Source organism: Bacillus sp. FSL K6-1005 (assembly GCF_038000225.1).
Classification (GTDB): domain Bacteria; phylum Bacillota; class Bacilli; order Bacillales; family Bacillaceae; genus Bacillus; species Bacillus mojavensis.
Map to the genome: position 1 here is coordinate 570,703 of NZ_JBBOBP010000001.1, position 18,501 is coordinate 589,203.

Annotated in this window: 21 protein-coding genes and 1 riboswitch; of the genes, 13 read left to right on the forward strand and 8 right to left on the reverse strand. The window is 44.1% G+C overall.

What is annotated here, in order from left to right; all coding sequences use genetic code 11:
* Positions 1 to 19 precede the first annotated feature (19 nt).
* Together NST16_RS02875 and NST16_RS02880 are read left to right on the forward strand one after the other, a co-directional pair.
* The gene (locus tag NST16_RS02875) at positions 20 to 493 is read left to right on the forward strand and encodes an S-ribosylhomocysteine lyase (RefSeq protein WP_010331590.1); all 474 of its coding nucleotides are present in this window, start codon (positions 20 to 22) and stop codon (positions 491 to 493) included.
* Positions 494 to 613: 120 nt separating this feature from the next.
* Positions 614 to 1,057 carry a FixH family protein gene (locus tag NST16_RS02880; protein WP_340883806.1) on the forward strand — a complete coding sequence of 148 codons (444 nt, stop codon included), beginning with the start codon at positions 614 to 616 and terminating at the stop codon, positions 1,055 to 1,057.
* Here NST16_RS02880 and ytzI read toward each other — a convergent pair.
* The gene (gene ytzI, locus NST16_RS02885; protein ID WP_044153683.1) at positions 1,051 to 1,200 is read right to left on the reverse strand and encodes a YtzI protein; all 150 of its coding nucleotides are present in this window, start codon (positions 1,198 to 1,200) and stop codon (positions 1,051 to 1,053) included. The genes NST16_RS02880 and ytzI overlap by 7 nt on opposite strands.
* A gap of 124 nt (positions 1,201 to 1,324) precedes the next feature.
* Between ytzI and NST16_RS02890 the strand changes: the two genes are divergently transcribed.
* From NST16_RS02890 to ytkD, 3 genes are all read left to right on the forward strand, one after another.
* Entirely contained in the window at positions 1,325 to 1,762 is a 438-nt protein-coding gene (locus NST16_RS02890; RefSeq protein ID WP_010331587.1) for a Dps family protein, read from the forward strand.
* 158 nt (positions 1,763 to 1,920) lie between these two features.
* Entirely contained in the window at positions 1,921 to 2,325 is a 405-nt protein-coding gene (locus NST16_RS02895) for a phage holin family protein (RefSeq protein ID WP_010331586.1), read from the forward strand.
* Positions 2,326 to 2,539: 214 nt separating this feature from the next.
* Positions 2,540 to 3,016: an RNA deprotection pyrophosphohydrolase gene (ytkD, locus tag NST16_RS02900; RefSeq protein ID WP_340883811.1), complete on the forward strand. Its 477-nt coding sequence runs from the start codon at positions 2,540 to 2,542 to the stop codon at positions 3,014 to 3,016.
* Between the two features lie 24 nt (positions 3,017 to 3,040).
* On the opposite strand, the gene NST16_RS02905 is transcribed toward ytkD, so the two are convergent.
* The 3 genes from NST16_RS02905 to NST16_RS02915 are packed head-to-tail and all read right to left on the reverse strand — an operon-like array spanning position 3,041 to position 5,627.
* On the reverse strand, positions 3,041 to 3,853 hold the full coding sequence (locus tag NST16_RS02905; RefSeq protein WP_010331584.1) for an ABC transporter permease: 813 nt from the start codon (positions 3,851 to 3,853) through the stop codon (positions 3,041 to 3,043).
* Entirely contained in the window at positions 3,828 to 4,610 is a 783-nt protein-coding gene (locus tag NST16_RS02910; RefSeq protein WP_010331583.1) for an ABC transporter ATP-binding protein, read from the reverse strand. The genes NST16_RS02905 and NST16_RS02910 overlap by 26 nt, the downstream gene beginning before the upstream one ends.
* Positions 4,611 to 4,622: 12 nt before the next feature.
* Positions 4,623 to 5,627, reverse strand: a complete 1,005-nt coding sequence (locus NST16_RS02915; RefSeq protein WP_010331582.1) for an ABC transporter substrate-binding protein — start codon at positions 5,625 to 5,627, stop codon at positions 4,623 to 4,625.
* A 149-nt stretch (positions 5,628 to 5,776) separates the two neighbouring features.
* Here NST16_RS02915 and NST16_RS02920 point away from each other — a divergent pair, with 149 nt between their 5' ends.
* Together NST16_RS02920 and NST16_RS02925 are read left to right on the forward strand one after the other, a co-directional pair.
* On the forward strand, positions 5,777 to 6,550 hold the full coding sequence (locus NST16_RS02920) for an alpha/beta hydrolase family protein (protein ID WP_340883817.1): 774 nt from the start codon (positions 5,777 to 5,779) through the stop codon (positions 6,548 to 6,550).
* A gap of 51 nt (positions 6,551 to 6,601) precedes the next feature.
* On the forward strand, positions 6,602 to 6,844 hold the full coding sequence (locus tag NST16_RS02925; protein WP_024122585.1) for a DUF2584 domain-containing protein: 243 nt from the start codon (positions 6,602 to 6,604) through the stop codon (positions 6,842 to 6,844).
* A gap of 38 nt (positions 6,845 to 6,882) precedes the next feature.
* Here NST16_RS02925 and pckA read toward each other — a convergent pair whose 3' ends face one another.
* Positions 6,883 to 8,466: a phosphoenolpyruvate carboxykinase (ATP) gene (gene pckA / locus NST16_RS02930; protein ID WP_340883819.1), complete on the reverse strand. Its 1,584-nt coding sequence runs from the start codon at positions 8,464 to 8,466 to the stop codon at positions 6,883 to 6,885.
* 197 nt (positions 8,467 to 8,663) lie between these two features.
* A riboswitch (SAM riboswitch) is annotated at positions 8,664 to 8,803 on the forward strand.
* 168 nt (positions 8,804 to 8,971) lie between these two features.
* Between pckA and metK the strand changes: the two genes are divergently transcribed.
* The 3 genes from metK (at position 8,972) to alaP (ending at position 13,750) form a co-directional block, all read left to right on the forward strand.
* Positions 8,972 to 10,174 (forward strand): methionine adenosyltransferase, encoded by a 1,203-nt coding sequence (gene metK / locus NST16_RS02935; protein WP_010331578.1) that lies wholly within the window; start codon positions 8,972 to 8,974, stop codon positions 10,172 to 10,174.
* A 149-nt stretch (positions 10,175 to 10,323) separates the two neighbouring features.
* Positions 10,324 to 12,222, forward strand: a complete 1,899-nt coding sequence (gene asnB, locus NST16_RS02940) for an asparagine synthase (glutamine-hydrolyzing) (protein WP_168748586.1) — start codon at positions 10,324 to 10,326, stop codon at positions 12,220 to 12,222.
* Between the two features lie 136 nt (positions 12,223 to 12,358).
* Positions 12,359 to 13,750: an alanine permease AlaP gene (gene alaP, locus NST16_RS02945; RefSeq protein WP_339177787.1), complete on the forward strand. Its 1,392-nt coding sequence runs from the start codon at positions 12,359 to 12,361 to the stop codon at positions 13,748 to 13,750.
* A gap of 255 nt (positions 13,751 to 14,005) precedes the next feature.
* Here alaP and NST16_RS02950 read toward each other — a convergent pair whose 3' ends face one another.
* Positions 14,006 to 14,521, reverse strand: a complete 516-nt coding sequence (locus NST16_RS02950) for a gamma carbonic anhydrase (protein WP_168748585.1) — start codon at positions 14,519 to 14,521, stop codon at positions 14,006 to 14,008.
* Positions 14,522 to 14,571: 50 nt separating this feature from the next.
* On the opposite strand from NST16_RS02950, the gene NST16_RS02955 reads away from it, so the two are divergent.
* Together NST16_RS02955 and tbcS are read left to right on the forward strand one after the other, a co-directional pair.
* Entirely contained in the window at positions 14,572 to 15,351 is a 780-nt protein-coding gene (locus NST16_RS02955; protein ID WP_168748584.1) for an alpha/beta hydrolase, read from the forward strand.
* Between the two features lie 17 nt (positions 15,352 to 15,368).
* Positions 15,369 to 16,472 carry a tetraprenyl-beta-curcumene synthase gene (gene tbcS / locus NST16_RS02960; protein ID WP_340883824.1) on the forward strand — a complete coding sequence of 368 codons (1,104 nt, stop codon included), beginning with the start codon at positions 15,369 to 15,371 and terminating at the stop codon, positions 16,470 to 16,472.
* Here tbcS and NST16_RS02965 read toward each other — a convergent pair.
* Both NST16_RS02965 and NST16_RS02970 read right to left on the reverse strand, forming a co-directional pair.
* The gene (locus NST16_RS02965; RefSeq protein WP_010331572.1) at positions 16,462 to 17,046 is read right to left on the reverse strand and encodes a class I SAM-dependent methyltransferase; all 585 of its coding nucleotides are present in this window, start codon (positions 17,044 to 17,046) and stop codon (positions 16,462 to 16,464) included. The two genes, tbcS and NST16_RS02965, sit on opposite strands and share 11 nt — an antisense overlap.
* Positions 17,043 to 18,011 carry a TIGR01212 family radical SAM protein gene (locus tag NST16_RS02970; RefSeq protein WP_340883828.1) on the reverse strand — a complete coding sequence of 323 codons (969 nt, stop codon included), beginning with the start codon at positions 18,009 to 18,011 and terminating at the stop codon, positions 17,043 to 17,045. Before NST16_RS02970 ends, NST16_RS02965 begins: the two co-directional genes overlap by 4 nt.
* Before the next feature lie 161 nt (positions 18,012 to 18,172).
* Between NST16_RS02970 and NST16_RS02975 the strand changes: the two genes are divergently transcribed.
* On the forward strand, positions 18,173 to 18,445 hold the full coding sequence (locus NST16_RS02975) for a YtzC family protein (RefSeq protein ID WP_010331570.1): 273 nt from the start codon (positions 18,173 to 18,175) through the stop codon (positions 18,443 to 18,445).
* Positions 18,446 to 18,501 lie beyond the last annotated feature (56 nt).

The following is an 18,501-nucleotide window of genomic DNA, read 5'->3' on the forward strand; positions in this document are numbered from 1 at the left end:
AAAAAGGGAGAGTGCCATTATGCCTTCAGTAGAAAGTTTTGAACTTGATCATAATGCTGTTGTTGCCCCATACGTAAGACATTGCGGTGTGCATAAAGTAGGAACAGACGGCGTTGTAAATAAATTTGATATTCGTTTTTGCCAGCCGAATAAACAGGCAATGAAGCCTGATACAATCCATACCCTCGAGCATTTGCTTGCGTTTACGATTCGCACTCATGCTGAGAAATATGATCATTTTGATATTATTGATATTTCACCAATGGGCTGCCAAACCGGATACTATCTTGTTGTCAGCGGAGAGCCGACTCCTGCGGAAATCGTTGATCTGCTTGAAGACACAATGAAGGAAGCGGTAGAAATTACCGAAATCCCGGCTGCCAATGAAAAGCAGTGCGGTCAGGCGAAGCTTCATGACCTGGAAGGCGCAAAACGTTTGATGCGTTTCTGGCTGTCACAGGATAAAGAAGAATTGCTAAAAGTATTTGGCTAAATAGAAAAAAGACCTTTTTGCTTTCGGGCAAAAAGGTCTTTTTTGTGACGGTGCAGATTTTGTATACCATTTGCTGTAAGCGTTTGCTACTATTGAGGTAAACACGAAAAGGGTGATGGAATGAAAAAGATGGTCGCTGCAGTACTTTTTTCTGCTGTTTTTTTATTGAATGGGTGCGGATCAGAGGAGAACAAAGCACATACAGCAGCTGAGACGCCTAAGGTATTAGATGTAAAACTCACCGGACCGGAAAAAGTGAAGCCGGGAGAGAATGCTGCTTATGAAGCGGCGGTTTCTTACGGAGATGAAGCGGTGACAGATGCTGATGAAGTGGAATTTGAGGTATGGAAAGACGGAGAAAAAAATGACAGCAAGATGTTTAAAGCCAAACAGGAAGAGGGCGTATACCGATTTGAGACGGAGTTTAAGGAAGATGGCGTATACACTGTACAATCTCATGTAACTGCAAAAAAACAGCACAGCATGCCGACCTTAAAAGTTGAAGTCGGAGACGCCGATGCTGCCATCAAGAAACCTGAAGAAAATCAATCACACCATCATTGACCTTTTGGATCTGAACCGGGAGCATTTCCTTCTTGAGGAGGGTCAATCGTGTGCTTTACATTATAGGCTTTTACAGTCGTCCAAACGCTTACGAGCAAAACAGCTAGCACAATCAGAATACTTATCGTGATGAGAAGCGTCATGATTCCACCTCCCGTTTTCAATAATTGTAACATAGTGGAAGACATTGTGTCAGACGGGTAAAATAAAGGTTTTAGCGTACGATATGAAGGGTATACACTTAATATAAACAAGGAGGACGATAATATGTCAGAACAATTAATTCAAGCCGTGAACAAACAAGTAGCCAACTGGACAGTCATGTATGTGAAACTACATAATTATCACTGGTATGTAAAAGGAAAAGATTTCTTTACACTTCATGAAAAATTTGAGGAGCTTTATAACGAGACTGCAACTTATATTGATGATTTGGCAGAGCGTCTTTTGGCTTTGAACGGAAAACCGATCGCGACAATGAAAGAATCTTTGGAAACAGCTTCAGTAAAAGAAGCGAACGGAAACGAAACAGCAGAACAAATGGTTCAGAGTGTGTATGATGATTTTACAGTTATCGCGGAAGAACTGAAAAGCGGCATGGACTTAGCCGACGAGGTCGGAGACGAAACAACAGGGGACATGCTTCTTGCAATTCATCAAAATATTGAAAAACATAACTGGATGCTGAAAGCTTACCTTGGATAATAGAAAAGAAAGGCCGGATATCTTGTGAAGATGTCCGGTTTTTGTTTTGCTCGCAAAAATAGGCGACAACTAGTCCATTTTTCTGAAAAATCCAATCCGTTCGGCATGCTTTCCATAGAATATGGTAAGGCCGTTTCTGTGAAAGGATGTTGGGATAAATGGATAGAGACTTTGGCATCTTTTCGTTAATTGCAGTCAGCGTTTCAGCAGCGGGGTTTTTCTTCGGAGGTTTTCAGTACTCATTCCTCATATTGCTGTCTCTTATGGCAATTGAATTTATCAGTACGACCTTGAAGGAAACAATTATTCACAAACTGGTGTTAAAGAAGGTTTTTGCCCGTTTTGTCAAAAAATTAGTTACGTTGGCTCTGATCTCTGTCTGCCACTTTTTTGACCAGCTGCTAAATACACAGGGATCGATACGTGACTTGGCCATTATGTTTTATATTCTTTATGAATCTGTGCAAATTGTTGTGACAGCCAGCTCTCTCGGTATACCCGTTCCGGAAATGCTTGTGGATCTATTAGAAACGCTAAAAAATAAATTCAGACGCAAACCGTAACTTTTAACTGTTCGCGGGTCATAATAAAGCCCAGAGTGTCAATCATTTACACATTTTAACAAGAGATGGGGCCGAAAGCTGTACGAGCTGGTCTAACGTTTCAGATCCGGATGGCGCGCTGGGTTTCCCTTATTTTTTGATAAAAAGCTACCGAAGAAACGTAACTGTGGTATGATGTATGGAAGATAGCTAGGAACGGATTTGAGGGATAAAAATGTACGAGTTTAAAGATTATTATCAGAATACTGTTCAGCTCTCCTTTGACAATCAGCCCTTTTCGGACAGCCCGAAGCATGTCTGGGTCATCTGCCGTTTTGGTGACAAATGGCTTTTGACAGAACATGAGGACAGAGGCTTTGAGTTTCCGGGCGGGAAAGTGGAACCGATGGAGTGCGCGGAAGAGGCGGCGCTTCGAGAAGTAAAGGAAGAAACAGGGGCAAGAGTGAAAAGCCTCAAGTATCTCGGACAGTATAAAGTTCTCGGAAAAGAAAAGGTTATTGTGAAAAATATATATTTTGCAGATATAGAGAGGCTTGAAAAGCAAACCGATTACTTTGAAACGAAAGGACCGGTTCTGTTTCAAGAACTTCCGGAAAACCTGCCCCGTAATAAAAAATTCAGCTTTATTATGAAGGATTCTGTGCTTCCCATCAGTTTGAAAAAGCTGAAAGAAGCGGGATGGATCAACTAAAAACCCGGCTATCTGCCGGGCTTTTTATGTTCTGCCCTTCGTCCATTTCTTCTCTAACAGTTCTACGCCCTGATACATCAGAGTGGCAAATATAGCAATAATCAACAAGCTTAAGAAGACGAGTGTAAAATTGAAGACTTGGAATCCGTAAATAATCATGTATCCTAATCCGACCTTTGAAACAAGAAATTCGCCTACGATGACACCGACCCACGATAAACCGACGTTTACCTTCAGTGTTGAAATAATAGCGGGCGAAGATGCGGGAAGAATCGCTTCTTTAAAAATAACCCACTTGTTTGCGCCGAATGTTCTCATTACTTTAATATAGTTCTCATCCACCTCTTGAAAGGCGGTATAAACGACGATGGTTGTAATAATGACGCTAATGACCGCTCCCATCGCGATAATGCTGACAAAGCCGGGACCGAGCGCGACAATCAGGATAGGCCCGAGCGCCACTTTCGGCATAGCATTTAAAATGACCAGATATGGATCTAATATTCTGGCAAGCCGATTGGACCACCATAACAACGCGGCAAGACACGTGCCCAGGAAAGTCCCCAGTAAAAAGCCAAGCACCGTTTCAAATAAAGTAACGCCGATATGCGACAGCAATGAGCCGTCAGCAAGCTTTTCAATCAGTAATCGCCATACGGCTGACGGCGAGCTGAAGATCAGAGGATCAATCCAGCCCTGTCTGCTTGCGATCTCCCATCCGGAGAAAAAGAGGATAAATATCGCAAGCTGAAAAGAATGCACATTCCATTTCTCTTTTTTCTGTTTGAATTGAAATTGCTCATGAAGCAGATCAATTGTTTCTTTGCTGTTTCTCAAGAGAATTCAGCTCCTTCCATATCGTTTGAAACAGCGTTTGGAAGGATGGCTCCTGACGGGCGTCAAAAGGCATCATCGCAGCCAATTCTCTAGGGATTGTAAAAATTTGATGAATGGTGCCCGGTTGATTAGAAAATAAAAAGATGGTATCACTCATCGCAATCGCTTCCCCTATATCATGAGTGACAAGCACCGCTGTTTTTTGATACTCCTTTAATGTGCGGAAAACGAGGTTTTCCAAAGACAGCTTCGTCTGAAAATCAAGCGCGGAAAATGGCTCATCAAGCAAAAGCAGACTTGGGTTTGGGGCAAGAGTTCTTGCTAGAGCGGCCCGCTGCCTCATCCCGCCTGACAGCTCCTTAGGGTATTTCTTTTCAACATCAACGAGACCCAGCTCCGGCAAAAGACCGAGTGCCGCGGCCTTGTTTTCTTCAGTAAGTGTGTCGGCGATTTTCAAACCGAGGAGCACATTTTCCTCAATGGATTTCCAGGGAAATAAGTAATCCTGCTGAAGCATGTAGCCAATGTTATGTTCTTTTTGATTCGGCTCACGGCCTTCAATCAGAACTCTGCCTTCCGAAGGTTCGATCAGGCCTGCAATTATGGAAAGCAGTGTTGTTTTTCCGCAGCCGCTCGGACCGAGAAAGGAGATGAAATCGCCTTTATCGGCATCGAAATGAATGTCTTGTACGGCCGTCGTTTTTTCTTTCATAGAAAAATAAGTATGGGTTACATGGTCGACATGTAAAAAAGACATAGATGGCGCCTCCTATTTTTCTGAGGTGACTTTTTCGGCGATTTGTTTGTTCACAAGTTCACTGTATGGAATATGCTTTGGCAGTTCACCTGACTGATCCATAATTGTTTGGAGCAGTTCCCATTCTTTTTCGTTGAGAAGTGGGTCTGGAGAATAAGAATGTTGTTTTTTGTAGCGTTCGATGGACATTTCGATGACATCTGGATCTGTATCGTCAAATTCATTTTTAATCGCTTCTGTAATGTCCTTTGCTGAGTGTTTACCTATCCACTGCTGGGCTTTATAAATAGCTCTCGTAAATTTGACGGCTGTATCTTCGTTTTTCTTTAAATAGCTTTGTTTTGCCATAAATGTCGTATAAGGAACCTGGCCTGATTCTTCTCCGAACGAAGCAACGATGTGACCGATGCCTTCTTTCTCAAAGAGTGAAGCAGTTGGCTCAAAAAGCTGGACATAATCACCGGTTCCAGAAGCAAAGGCATTGGATATATTGGCGAAGTCTATGTTTTGGATAAGGTCAATATCCTTATGCGGGTCAATGTGATGTTGATTCAGCACATACTCGCCGACCATTTGCGGCATACCGCCTTTCCTCTGGCCGAGAAACGTCTTCCCTTTCAGCTGGTCCCAGTTGAAATTTTCGGCATCTTCCCTTGCGACAAGGAACGTTCCGTCTGTCTGTGTCAGCTGTGCGAAGTTAATGACAGGGTCTTTAGCTCCTTGCGCTTTGACATAAATGGATGTTTCTGATCCGACAAGCGCAATGTCCGAGCCGTTTGAAAGAAGCGAAGTCATCGTTTTGTCGCCGCCCCAGGTCGTATTGACGTCAACATCAAGGCCTTCATCCTTGAAAAAGCCTTTAGATTCTGCAACATATAAAGGTGCATAAAAAATGGAATGGGTCACTTCGGCTACTTTTACTTTCGTGAGTGTTTCTTCCTGCTTGCAAGCACTCAGGGCAATGATGAGAAACACACTGCAAACGCAGAAACAGCCCAGCCTTAACCATTTGTTCACATGACAACCTCCTTATTTAGCATCAAGTTAATATCCTATTTTGCTTTACATATCGTATGATGGGTATAAAAATGTGTGAATGCCTAATCCGGCGTTACAGGATTTATTTTTAAAGACAGGAAAGAATAAAGAAAAAGGAGGCGGGAGCATTGATTGTTGAGAAAAGAAGATTTCCGTCGCCGAGCAAGCATGTGCGCTTGTATTCCATCTGCTACCTTTCAAATGGCTTAAAAGTGAAAGGGCTGCTGGCGGAGCCGGCGGCACCTGGGCGATATGACGGATTTTTATATCTGCGCGGCGGCATCAAGAGCGTTGGAATGGTCAGACCGGGCCGAATTATCCAGTTTGCGTCCCAAGGATTTGTTGTATTTGCCCCCTATTACAGGGGGAACCAGGGAGGAGAAGGCAACGAGGATTTTGCAGGAGAAGACAGAGAGGATGCTTTTTCTGCTTTTCGCCTGCTTCAGCAGCATCCTCAAGTAAAAAAGGGCAGAATTCATATCTTCGGTTTCTCCCGAGGCGGCATAATGGGAATGCTTACTGCGATTGAAATGGGACGGCATGCGGCTTCATTCGTTTCGTGGGGAGGCGTCAGTGATATGAATCTTACATATGAGGAGCGGCAGGATTTGCGCAGAATGATGAAAAGAGTAATTGGGGGAACGCCGAAAAAGGTGCCTGACGAATACAAATGGCGAACACCCTTTGACCAAGTGAACAAAATTGAAGCACCCGTTTTATTAATTCACGGAGAAAAAGATCAAAACGTTTCCATTCAGCATTCGTATTTATTTGAGGAGAAATTAAAACAGCTGCACAAGCCTGTAGAGACGTGGTATTACAGTACATTCACACATTATTTTCCGCCGAAGGAAAACCGGCGTATTGTGCGGCAGCTCACGCAGTGGATGAAAAACCGCTGACGGTGAAATATGTTATGATATAGAAAAAAGAGAACGAAAGGGGATTTCAATTTGGGAATGCCTGTGGAATTTAATACATTAATTGTGACAAAAGGAAAAGAAGTGCGCATAGATGAAAATATATTCAGATTAGAGAAAGACGGGTATCGCATTTATCCGATGGAGATTCCGATGGATGTGAGCAAAACAAAGTTTGGTGAAAAGTCAGGTACAGCTGAAGTGCAGAAGCTTGAATGGACAGACGGGCGGACAATCATTACGTACAAGCTGACTTCCTTGCATACAGTCAATTAAAACAAGCCAAGAGCTGAATTGCTCTTGGCTTTTGCTTTTTAAACGAGTGGCCCGCCTGCTTGCGCAATGGCATCTGTATTTGTGAACTTTTTGAAGTTTTCTTTGAATTCGTTTGCCAGATACGCAGCCTTTTCTCTGTATTCCTCTTTGTTATTCCACGTGTTTTCCGGCTGAAGGATGTGATCGGGAACACCTGGAACATGAACCGGGATGTGCAGGCCGAAAATATCATCAGTGGTCATTTGTACATTTTCTAATTTGCCTTCAATCGCTGCTTTTACCATCGCCCGTGTGTATGAAAGCTTCATGCGTTCCCCTGTGCCATAGCCGCCGCCGGTCCAGCCTGTGTTGACAAGGTAAACGTCTGCGCCGTGTTCGTCGATCTTTTTGCCGAGCATTTCCGCATATACATGGGCCGGGAGCGGAAGGAACGGTGAACCGAAGCATGTGGAGAATGTCGTCTCAGGAGACGTGACGCCGCGTTCGGTTCCAGCTAGTTTACTCGTATAACCGCTTAAGAAGTGGTACATAGCCTGCTCCTTCGTCAGCTTGCTGATTGGCGGCAGAACGCCGAATGCATCAGCCGTCAAAAATACAATCGCTGACGGGTGGCCCGCAATGCTTGGAGACACAATGTTGTCGATCATATGAATCGGGTAAGCGGCACGTGTGTTTTCTGTATAGAAGGAATCATCGTAATTGGCTACACGCGTATCTTCATCTACAACAACATTTTCGAGAACGGATCCAAACCGAATTGCTTTAAAAATCTGAGGTTCTTTTTCTTCGCTTAAATGAATGCACTTGGCATAGCACCCGCCTTCGATATTGAAGACACCAGTGTCCGACCAGCCGTGTTCATCATCACCGACCAGTTTCCGGTCAGCATCCGCCGAAAGGGTGGTCTTTCCTGTTCCCGACAGTCCGAAGAAAAGCGCGACATCGCCTTTTTCACCGACATTGGCGGAGCAATGCATGGATAAAATATCTCGTTCAGGCAGCAGGAAATTCATGATGGAGAAAATCGATTTTTTCATTTCTCCGGCATACTCCGTTCCGCCGATTAAAATCGTCCGCTTTTCGAAAGAAACAATAATAAAGGTTTCTGAATGTGTGCCGTCTGTTTTTGGGTCCGCTTTGAAATGCGGAGCGGAAAGAATGGTAAACGGCTGTTCGACTGTTTTTTTATCATTGTCTTCAGGACGGATAAACAGCTGTCTGGCAAATAAATTGTGCCATGCAAATTCATTAACGACCGTGATCGGCAGTCTGTATTTTTCATCAGCACCGGCAAATCCTTCGAAAACAAACAGCTCATCTCGTTGTTTCAGATAGCTGACAACTTTCGTGTACAGCCGGTCAAATGCTTCCTCGGAAATAGGCTGATTCACCGGACCCCAATCGATCTTACTCTGTGTGCTTGCTTCTTCTACAATGAATTTATCTTTCGGCGAACGTCCAGTGTAAGCGCCTGTGGTCGCTCGGACAGCACCCGTGGATGTCAAAATGCCTTCGTTACGGGAAAGTACTTTTTCTGTAAGCTGAGCTGCAGATAAATTATGCTGCACATTAGGACTTGTTAATAAGGCTTGCAAATCAGCGGTTAAATCAACTGAGTTCATAAGAAACCTTCCTTTATCATTTTATTTGTGTTTTGCTAATTGTGAATTAGTATAACATATATTTTCAAATAGTCTATACTATTTATCGTTTTTTGTGTGTGCACTTCCATTGTTTTCCGCAATAAAGGCGTCTATTTCTCCTGATTCATATTGACATTGCAAACCCTTTTACGATAAGATATTTCATTGAGCGGATACTCTTATCCCGAGCTGGCGGAGGGACAGGCCCTATGAAGCCCAGCAACCGGTTTCTCTATTATTCATTATGTTCAAACTGCGTGAGACAACCAAGGTGCTAACCTGATGCAAGGTTGAATGATTCCTTGAGCGATAAGAGTGAAAGGCACAAAGACCAAACCCTTTCCTCGAACGGAAAAGGTTTTTTTATTTCATAAATATGCCAATTAACATCTCTAATATAAACGTAACATTGTATAAGAGGGAGCGAGTTCCGTATCATATATATAAGGTCTTTCGGGAGGCCTTGTGCAGGAGGAAGCAAATCATGAGTAAAAATCGTCGTTTATTTACATCAGAATCTGTTACGGAGGGGCATCCGGATAAAATCTGTGACCAGATTTCTGACAGCATCTTAGATGAAATTTTAAAGAAAGACCCTAACGCGCGTGTTGCTTGTGAAACGTCTGTGACAACTGGGCTGGTTCTTGTCAGCGGAGAAATCACAACTTCTACGTATGTTGACATTCCAAAAACAGTTCGTGAAACGATTAAAGAAATCGGATACACACGTGCAAAATACGGATTTGATGCGGAAACATGTGCGGTCCTGACATCAATTGACGAGCAGTCTGCTGATATTGCAATGGGTGTAGACCAAGCGCTTGAAGCCCGTGAAGGCACAATGAGCGACGAAGAAATCGAAGCAATCGGAGCGGGTGACCAAGGTTTAATGTTCGGTTATGCGTGCAACGAAACGAAAGAGCTTATGCCTCTTCCGATTTCACTTGCTCATAAACTAGCCCGCCGCTTGAGTGAAGTGCGTAAAGAAGATGTTCTTCCTTACCTTCGCCCTGACGGCAAAACACAGGTAACGGTTGAGTATGATGAAAATAACAAACCTGTCCGCATTGACGCGATTGTTATTTCAACTCAGCACCATCCTGAAATTACGCTTGAGCAAATTCAGCGCAACATTAAAGAACATGTCATCAATCCGGTTGTTCCTGAAGAATTAATTGATGAAGAAACAAAATACTTCATTAACCCTACAGGCCGTTTCGTCATCGGAGGACCTCAAGGGGATGCAGGGCTTACAGGACGTAAAATTATCGTTGATACGTACGGCGGCTACGCACGTCACGGCGGCGGCGCGTTCTCTGGTAAAGATGCGACGAAAGTAGACCGTTCAGCTGCTTATGCTGCAAGATACGTTGCGAAAAACATCGTTGCGGCTGAGCTTGCAGATTCATGCGAAGTGCAGCTTGCTTACGCGATCGGTGTTGCACAGCCTGTGTCCATCTCTATCAATACATTTGGTTCCGGAAAAGCTTCAGAGGAAAAACTGATTGAAGTTGTTCGCAATAACTTTGATTTACGACCTGCCGGCATTATCAAAATGCTTGATTTACGCCGTCCGATCTACAAACAGACTGCTGCGTACGGCCACTTTGGACGCCACGATGTTGACCTTCCGTGGGAGCGTACAGACAAAGCGGAACAGCTGCGTAAAGAAGCGTTAGGAGAATAATTTTATAGCCGCTTACTGGTTAAGCGGCTTTCCCTTTTTTATCGATGTATCCATGTTTATTTTTTTACATAACTGTGAAACCAAATACTGTTCACAGCGTCTATAAATAGGGGTTCAATGATGACAATTTTAAATATGGAGGCAATACTATGTGTGGATTTGTCGGGGTTTTTAACAAGCATCCGTTAACTCAAACCGCTGATCAAGAAGAACTAATCAAACAAATGAACCAAATGATCGTTCACCGCGGTCCTGACAGTGATGGATATTACCATGATGAGCACGTTGGATTCGGATTCAGACGGCTCAGCATTATTGATGTGGAAAATGGCGGACAGCCTTTATCATATGAAGATGAGAAATATTGGATTATTTTTAACGGGGAAATCTATAACTATATCGAACTGAGAGAAGAGCTTGAAGCAAAGGGATATACTTTCAACACAGATTCGGACACAGAGGTTCTTCTTGCGACTTACCGTCACTATAAAGAAGAAGCGGCTTCCAAGCTCCGCGGCATGTTTGCCTTTCTGATTTGGAATAAAAACGATCATGTGCTTTATGGAGCAAGAGATCCATTCGGCATTAAGCCGTTGTATTACACAACGATCAATGATCAGGTTTATTTTGCCTCAGAGAGAAAAAGTTTAATGGCAGCTCAAAATGATATTGAAATAGATAAAGAAGCATTACAGCAGTATATGTCTTTCCAATTCGTTCCTGAGCCAAGCACGCTTGATATTGATGTGAAAAAAGTAGAGCCGGGTTCTCAGTTTACAATCCGCCCTGACGGCGATATCACATTCAAAACGTATTTCAAGGCGCGTTTCCAGCCTGTTCAGACGGAAGAAGATAAACTTGTCAAAGAAGTCAGAGACGCTATCTATGACTCTGTAAAAGTTCATATGAGAAGTGATGTGCCTGTCGGTTCATTCCTTTCAGGCGGAATTGATTCTTCGTTTATTGTATCCGTTGCGAAAGAATTTCATCCAAGCTTAAAAACATTTTCAGTCGGATTTGAACAGCAGGGCTTCAGTGAAGTTGATGTAGCGAAAGAAACTGCCGCTGCACTGGGCATTGAAAATATCAGCAAAGTCATTTCTCCGGAAGAATATATGAACGAGCTTCCTAAAATCGTATGGCACTTTGATGATCCGCTTGCAGACCCGGCTGCGATTCCATTGTATTTCGTGGCGAAAGAAGCGAAAAAACACGTAACAGTTGCGTTATCTGGCGAAGGTGCGGACGAGCTGTTTGGCGGATACAACATCTACCGTGAACCGCTTTCTCTTAAACCGTTTGAACGCATTCCGTCCGGCTTGAAAAAGATGCTTCTGCACGTAGCGGCGGTTATGCCTGAGGGAATGAGAGGAAAGAGCCTGCTTGAGCGCGGCTGCACTCCGCTTCCGGAGCGTTATATCGGCAACGCGAAGATCTTTGAAGAATCCGTGAAGGAACAGCTGCTGAAGCACTATGATTCTAGCCTTTCGTATCGCGATGTGACGAAGCCTTACTTTACAGAAAGCAGCTCATACAGCGATATTAACAAAATGCAGTATGTCGATATCCACACTTGGATGCGAGGCGACATCTTGCTAAAAGCGGATAAAATGACAATGGCGAATTCATTGGAATTGCGTGTGCCGTTCCTTGATAAAGTCGTATTTGACGTTGCTTCTAAAATTCCTGATGAATTGAAAACAAAGAATGGTACGACGAAGTATCTCCTTCGCAAAGCTGCTGAAGGAATTGTGCCGGATCACGTATTGAACCGTAAAAAGCTCGGTTTCCCTGTACCGATCCGTCATTGGCTGAAAAACGAAATGAACGAATGGGTGCGCAGCATTATTCAAGATAGCCAAACGGACGCTTATATCCATAAGGATTACGTTCTTCAGCTTCTTGAAGACCATTGTGCCGACAAGGCTGATAACAGCCGTAAAATTTGGACAGTGCTCATCTTTATGATCTGGCACAGCATCAATATCGAAAAACGGTATATGCCTGAAGAGCTGAGCCATCAGCCTAAAGAAGTCATCTTTGTTTAACAGATAAGGCTTTCGATTCGTCGAAAGCCTTGTTATTATACCAGTATTTCTCCATCATCATTGATTACCCTGCACATTCGTGCGAAATATTCAGAAGAATGATTTAATGATATTTTTTTCTAGGGGAGAAGGGAACATGCAAAAACAAAAACAAGAATTGCATCGCGGTCTTGAAGAAAGGCATATTTCTTTAATGTCTTTAGGGGCTGCCATAGGAGTGGGACTCTTCCTTGGCTCCGCATCAGCTATTCAATTAGCAGGGCCAGGTATTTTGGTGGCATATGCCTGCAGCGGTCTGGTTATGTTTTTTATTATGAGGGCGCTTGGAGAGATGGCCATTCAAAAGCCGGTCGCGGGCTCCTTCAGCAGGTACGCACGTGACTACTTAGGTCCGCTCGCAGGCTACTTAACCGGGTGGAATTACTGGTTCTTATGGGTTGTAACCTGTATGGCGGAAATCACCGCTGTCGGAATTTATATGGGATACTGGTTTCCGGATGTGCCAAATTGGATTTGGGCATTGTCGGCGCTGGTGATTATGACTGGTGTCAATTTCCTGGCCGTGAAGGCGTATGGAGAGCTGGAGTTTTGGTTCGCTTTGATTAAAATTGTCGCGATCCTTTCTATGATTGCTGTCGGTTTATTAATGATCATTGCAGGCGTCGGCAATGGAGGCATTGCTACAGGCATCAGTAATTTATGGAGCAACGGAGGATTTTTTCCTCATGGAATAAAAGGGGTTTTATTGTCACTTCAAATGGTGATGTTCGCGTATTTAGGCATTGAGATGATAGGGGTGACGGCCGGCGAAGTCAAAAACCCGCAAAAGTCATTAGCGAAAGCGATTGATACGGTATTTTGGCGTATCCTGATTTTTTACGTCGGTGCTTTATTTGTGATCATGTCCATTTATCCGTGGCAGGAAATCGGCTCACAAGGAAGCCCTTTTGTACTCACGTTTGAAAAAGTGGGGATTCCATATGCGGCAGGCATCATTAACTTTGTCGTTCTGACGGCAGCGCTGTCTTCTTGTAACAGCGGCATATTCAGCACCGGACGCATGCTCTTTAACTTAGCGGAGCAGAGCGAGGCGCCAAAAGCATACGGTAAGCTGACCAAAGGCGGCATTCCGGGTAAGGCCGTACTGGCTTCTGCGGGTGCGTTATTAGTCGGTGTGCTGTTAAACTATATTGTGCCTGCGAAGGTATTTACTTGGGTCACAAGCATTGCCACGTTCGGGGCGATTTGGACATGGGCGATCATCTTGCTTTCTCAGATCAAATACCGTAAAGGCATGCAGCCAAAGGATCAAAAGCAATTAAAATATAAAATGCCTTTTTACCCATTCACGTCATATTTATCATTGGCCTTTTTAGCATTTGTCATTATCCTGATGGCTTATAGTCCGGAAACAAGAGTCGCCGTTATTATCGGTCCGATTTGGTTTCTGATTTTGATAGCCGTTTATTATGGCAAAGGCTTTCATAAGAAAAACGCAGCTGTGTCAACTGAACAACAGATCAGCTGACAAAGAGAGCTCCCGGCGGGCTCTTTTTTGTTTAAGTAAAGCTACTCATAGAGAGCAGAGAATAGGAATAAGTTTTTTGCAGAGACTGCTTACAGTGGCGTCTCATTTTTTATGATAAGATAAAAGTCACACGTTTGTTTTGATATGTGAACGTTTTATGGAAAATTAAAACCCGAACTGCTATTTGGTTCGGGTCAGCGATGGTTATCGCTTAAATAATATTTTGAAAAATGGTAAAGTAAAACGAAGCTGGTCTTACATTTGCTGAAGTGATTTATAATATTGACCTTTTGTTACATATTCAGACCGTATTCTTTGCATGTCTTTTCGGTCTTCATCCGTCAAAGGGCGGATGACTTTTGCCGGGCGGCCGAAGGCAAGATGGCCTGGCGGAATGATTTTTCCCGGCGGAACAAGACTGCCGGCACCAATAAAGGCGCCTTCACCGATTTCGGCTCCATCTAAGATGATTGAACCCATGCCGATTAAGGCGTTCTTGCGGATCACGGCGCTATGGAGTGTAACCTGATGGCCTATCGTGGCGTCATCTTCAATGAGAAGCGTCCGGTTCGGGCTTTGATGGAGGCAGCTTAAATCTTGGATATTGACTCTGTTACCGATTCTGGTCGGGGCTACATCTCCTCTTATGACCACTGAGAACCAAATGCTGGATTGTTCTCCGATGACCACATCACCGGTAATTGTTGCATTATCGGCTACAAAAGCCGTTGGGTGGATTTTTGGCGTGTATTCCTTATAAGGGTAAATCATATATCTTTCATCCTTCTTTCTCTATTTAATTTTTGTATGAGGTGAACCGCATGTGGACCTGGAAAGCAGACAGACCTGTGGCAGTGATTGTTATAATCCACGGGGCAAGTGAACATCATGGACGGTATAAATGGCTGAGTGAAATGTGGAGATCTTCGGGTTATCACGTTGTAATGGGTGATCTGCCGGGACAAGGGACAACCACCCGGGCCAGGGGTCATATTCACTCATTTCAAGAATACATTGATGAAGTAGATACTTGGATCGATAAAGCGCGAACCTTTGAACTGCCTGTTTTTCTTCTCGGCCACAGCATGGGCGGCCTGATCGCGATTGAATGGTTTAAACAGCAGAGAAACCCCCGCATTACGGGAATTATTTTATCATCACCGTGTCTCGGGCTGCAAATTAAAGTCAATAAAGTGCTTGACCTTGCATCAAAGGGGCTGAATGTCATCGCTCCGTCGCTTAAAGTTGATTCAGGATTATCGATTGATATGGCGACACGGAATGAAGATGTCATCGAAGCAGGCCAGAACGATCCCCTTTTTGTCACGAAGGTTTCTGTCAGATGGTACAGAGAGCTGTTAAAAACTATCGAGTCTGCCATGGTGCCGACAGAGGCTTTTCTAAGGGTGCCGCTTCTAGTCATGCAGGCCGGAGATGACAAGCTGGTCGACAAAACGAAGGTCATCAAGTGGTTTTCAGGGGTTGCTTCCCACAATAAGTCATATAGAGAATGGGAAGGGCTTTATCATGAAATATTTAATGAACCGGAAAGAGAAGACGTTTTTAAAGCCGCAAGAGCATTTACTGATCAATATATTTGAACTGGGGGGTGCGTGTGTTGACAGTACCGGAACATCCTTTTGGACTGATGGCCAAAGTATATCGTGAAATTTTTCCGCTCGTTCATCAAGAGCTGAACATATGGAAGCAAAAATCAGAAGCAATTAAAAACAGTGAATTAAAAGCACAGGCAACCGCAAGTATTCGAGATAAAACGTTTCACTGTGAAGGCGGCGGCATATTGGCCTTATTGTCAGGGAGTCATAAGCAGAAATGTGTTGAGTTCATCATCGCATATCAAACAATCAGCGACTACCTGGACAATTTGTGCGACCGCAGCACCTCACTTGACCCGGAAGATTTTCGAATGCTTCACACCTCTATGCAGGACGCGTTGACAGTGGGAGCTGAACCGCAAAATTATTATCAATTCAGGGACGAGCAGGATGACGGCGGATATTTGCAGGAATTGGTGAAAACGTGCCAGCGTGTCCTTGGGTCTATTGAACACTACGACATGATTAAACCTTATCTGCTTGAGCTTTGCGGCTATTATTGCGATTTGCAGGTGCATAAGCACGTTGTAGAGCATGAGCGCGTCCCGCGCCTTGAAAAGTGGTTTACCCAATATGAATCAGAGCTTCCTGAGATGGAATGGTATGAATTCTCAGCTTGTGCAGGCTCCACGCTGGGCATTTTCTGTCTTGTCGCATATTCGTTTCAGCCTGATTTTACTGAAAGCACCGCAAAAAAAATCCGCAACAGTTATTTTCCTTACATACAAGGTCTTCATATTCTGCTTGATTATTTGATTGACCAGGAGGAGGACTTGCTTGAAGGGGACTTGAATTTCTGCTCGTATTATCAGTCGCATGAAGAAATGATGAATCGGCTGCAGCATTTTATTCAGAAAGCCGATGAACATCTGCACGGCATTCCGCACGAAAACTTCCACCGCTTAATCAACCGCGGCTTGCTGGGTGTCTATTTGTCTGATGATAAAGTGGCGGGCCAAAAGGAAATGGGCCGGCTCGCGAAGAAGCTGATCAAAGCAAGCGGAAAAACCTCCTTTTTCTTTTATATCAACGGCAGAGCCTACAGAAAGTTTCAAAAGATAGCCTGGATGAAAAACTCAAAGAAAAAAGCTCAAATCATTTGCTGATTTGAGCTTTTTTTTCGATCGCAATAATAAACGGCGGGTCATTTTGCTGATTGATAAATCCGTATGTTAAGACACGGGCTGCTTGCTGATCCAAGTCCCGGCAAAAGTCGAGCACGTCGTTTTTTTCAGTTTTGCCTTCCGGATGGCCGTGATAGACGACCAAAACAATCAGGCCTTCATCTTTCATGATGCTGAGAAGCTGTTCAATTGCTTGAATCGTTGAATTGCCGTTTGTCGTAATCGATTTGTCCCCGCCTGGCAGATAGCCGAGGTTAAACACAGCGGCCGCTACTTTCCCGTGTGTTTCCTGCGGTAGTGATTCAGCAATTTTGTCATGGCTTTTATGAAATAAAGTTGTCCGGTTTTGATAGGTGTCACCGAGCCGCTCCTTCGTATTGGCCACTGCTGATTCTTGTATATCAAATGCGTATACATGGCCGTTTTCACCGACAAGTTCAGCTAAAAACAGGGTGTCGTGCCCGTTCCCCATTGTGGCGTCAACAACAATGTCTCCGTCCCCTGCGGCCATTTTCAGCAGCTCTTTACTGTAGGGAAGAATCTTTTTCAGAATCATAAGGCTGATTCCTCCTGAAGACGCTGAAAGAACTTACCTTGGTAGCTGCCGCGGTTTTCAAGTTCTTTATTGATAGCGCCGAGCACTTCCCATTTGTTCACACTCCACATTGGCCCAATCATCAATTCAATCGGCCCGTCACCAGTGATACGGTGTACGATCATTTCTGGCGGGATGACCTCAAGCTGGTCACAGACGAGCTGCACATATTCGTCTTGAGAGAGGAATTCCAGCTTTCCCTTTTCGTATTGTTTCACCATCGGCGTGCCCTTCAGCAGGTGCAGCAAATGGATTTTAATACCCTGTACGTCCAAATTTGCCACTGCTTTTGCCGTTTCCATCATCATGTTCCGGTCTTCCAAAGGAAGTCCATTGATAATATGCGAGCAGACGCGTATGCCGTGTTTTCTTAGCTTGTTCACACCTTCAACGTAGCAGTCAAAGTCATGTGCCCGGTTAATCAGAAGAGCTGTGCGTTCGTGAACTGTCTGAAGCCCGAGCTCCACCCAGAGATACGTGCGTTCATTGAGTTCTGCCAAATACTCAACAACGTCATCCGGCAGGCAGTCCGGCCGTGTGGCGATTGAAATGCCGACCACATCGTCGAGCGCGAGAACAGACTCGAATTTCTCTCGAAGCACGTCAACTGGCGCATGTGTATTGGTGAAAGCCTGGAAATAAGCGATATATTTCCCGTCCTTCCATTTTTCATGCATGCGGTTTTTAATGTCGTGGAATTGCGTCATTAAATCATCGGCCCGGTTTCCTGCAAAATCACCGGAGCCCGCAGCGCTGCAAAAGGTACAGCCGCCGTGAGCGACAGTGCCGTCACGGTTCGGGCAGTCAAAGCCGCCGTCAAGCGCTACTTTAAATACCTTATGCCCGAAATGATCTCTGAGATGATAATTTAATGTATGATAGCGTTTTTCCGTATTTGAATAAGGAAAAGGATTGTTCTGAATCACGATTAATGTGCCTCCTTGCGTACAATTGCATCCTAAAATTGTAGCACGCATTTCATATGAGAACAAATGAATATCGACCATAAATTTCTTTATTGAATCATGTCTGATGAGGCTACACTATGGATGATGGATTGTTTCCATTACCAAGAGGAGGGGTTACTGTGGCAACTAGACAATCAGTAGATGAACATCTCCAACAATGTATGCAGGCGTATGATTATGCTGAAGAACAGCTGAAAATCGCTTCTAAACAAGAGCATTATAACGACCAAGAATACAGTGATGCGCAAATGCAGATTGAAAATGCGGTAAATGCCTTGAATAAACTATGGCTGTCATCAAATGATCAGCAGAGAGAACAGCTGTACAGAATGAGACTTCAGCTTCAAGCTTTGCAAAATAATATGATCTTGCAGCACCCTCTTGATGTGTAAGAAACGGACCCTTTTGATAAGGGTCCGTTTTTTTGTAAAAAAGGATTGACTTTGCA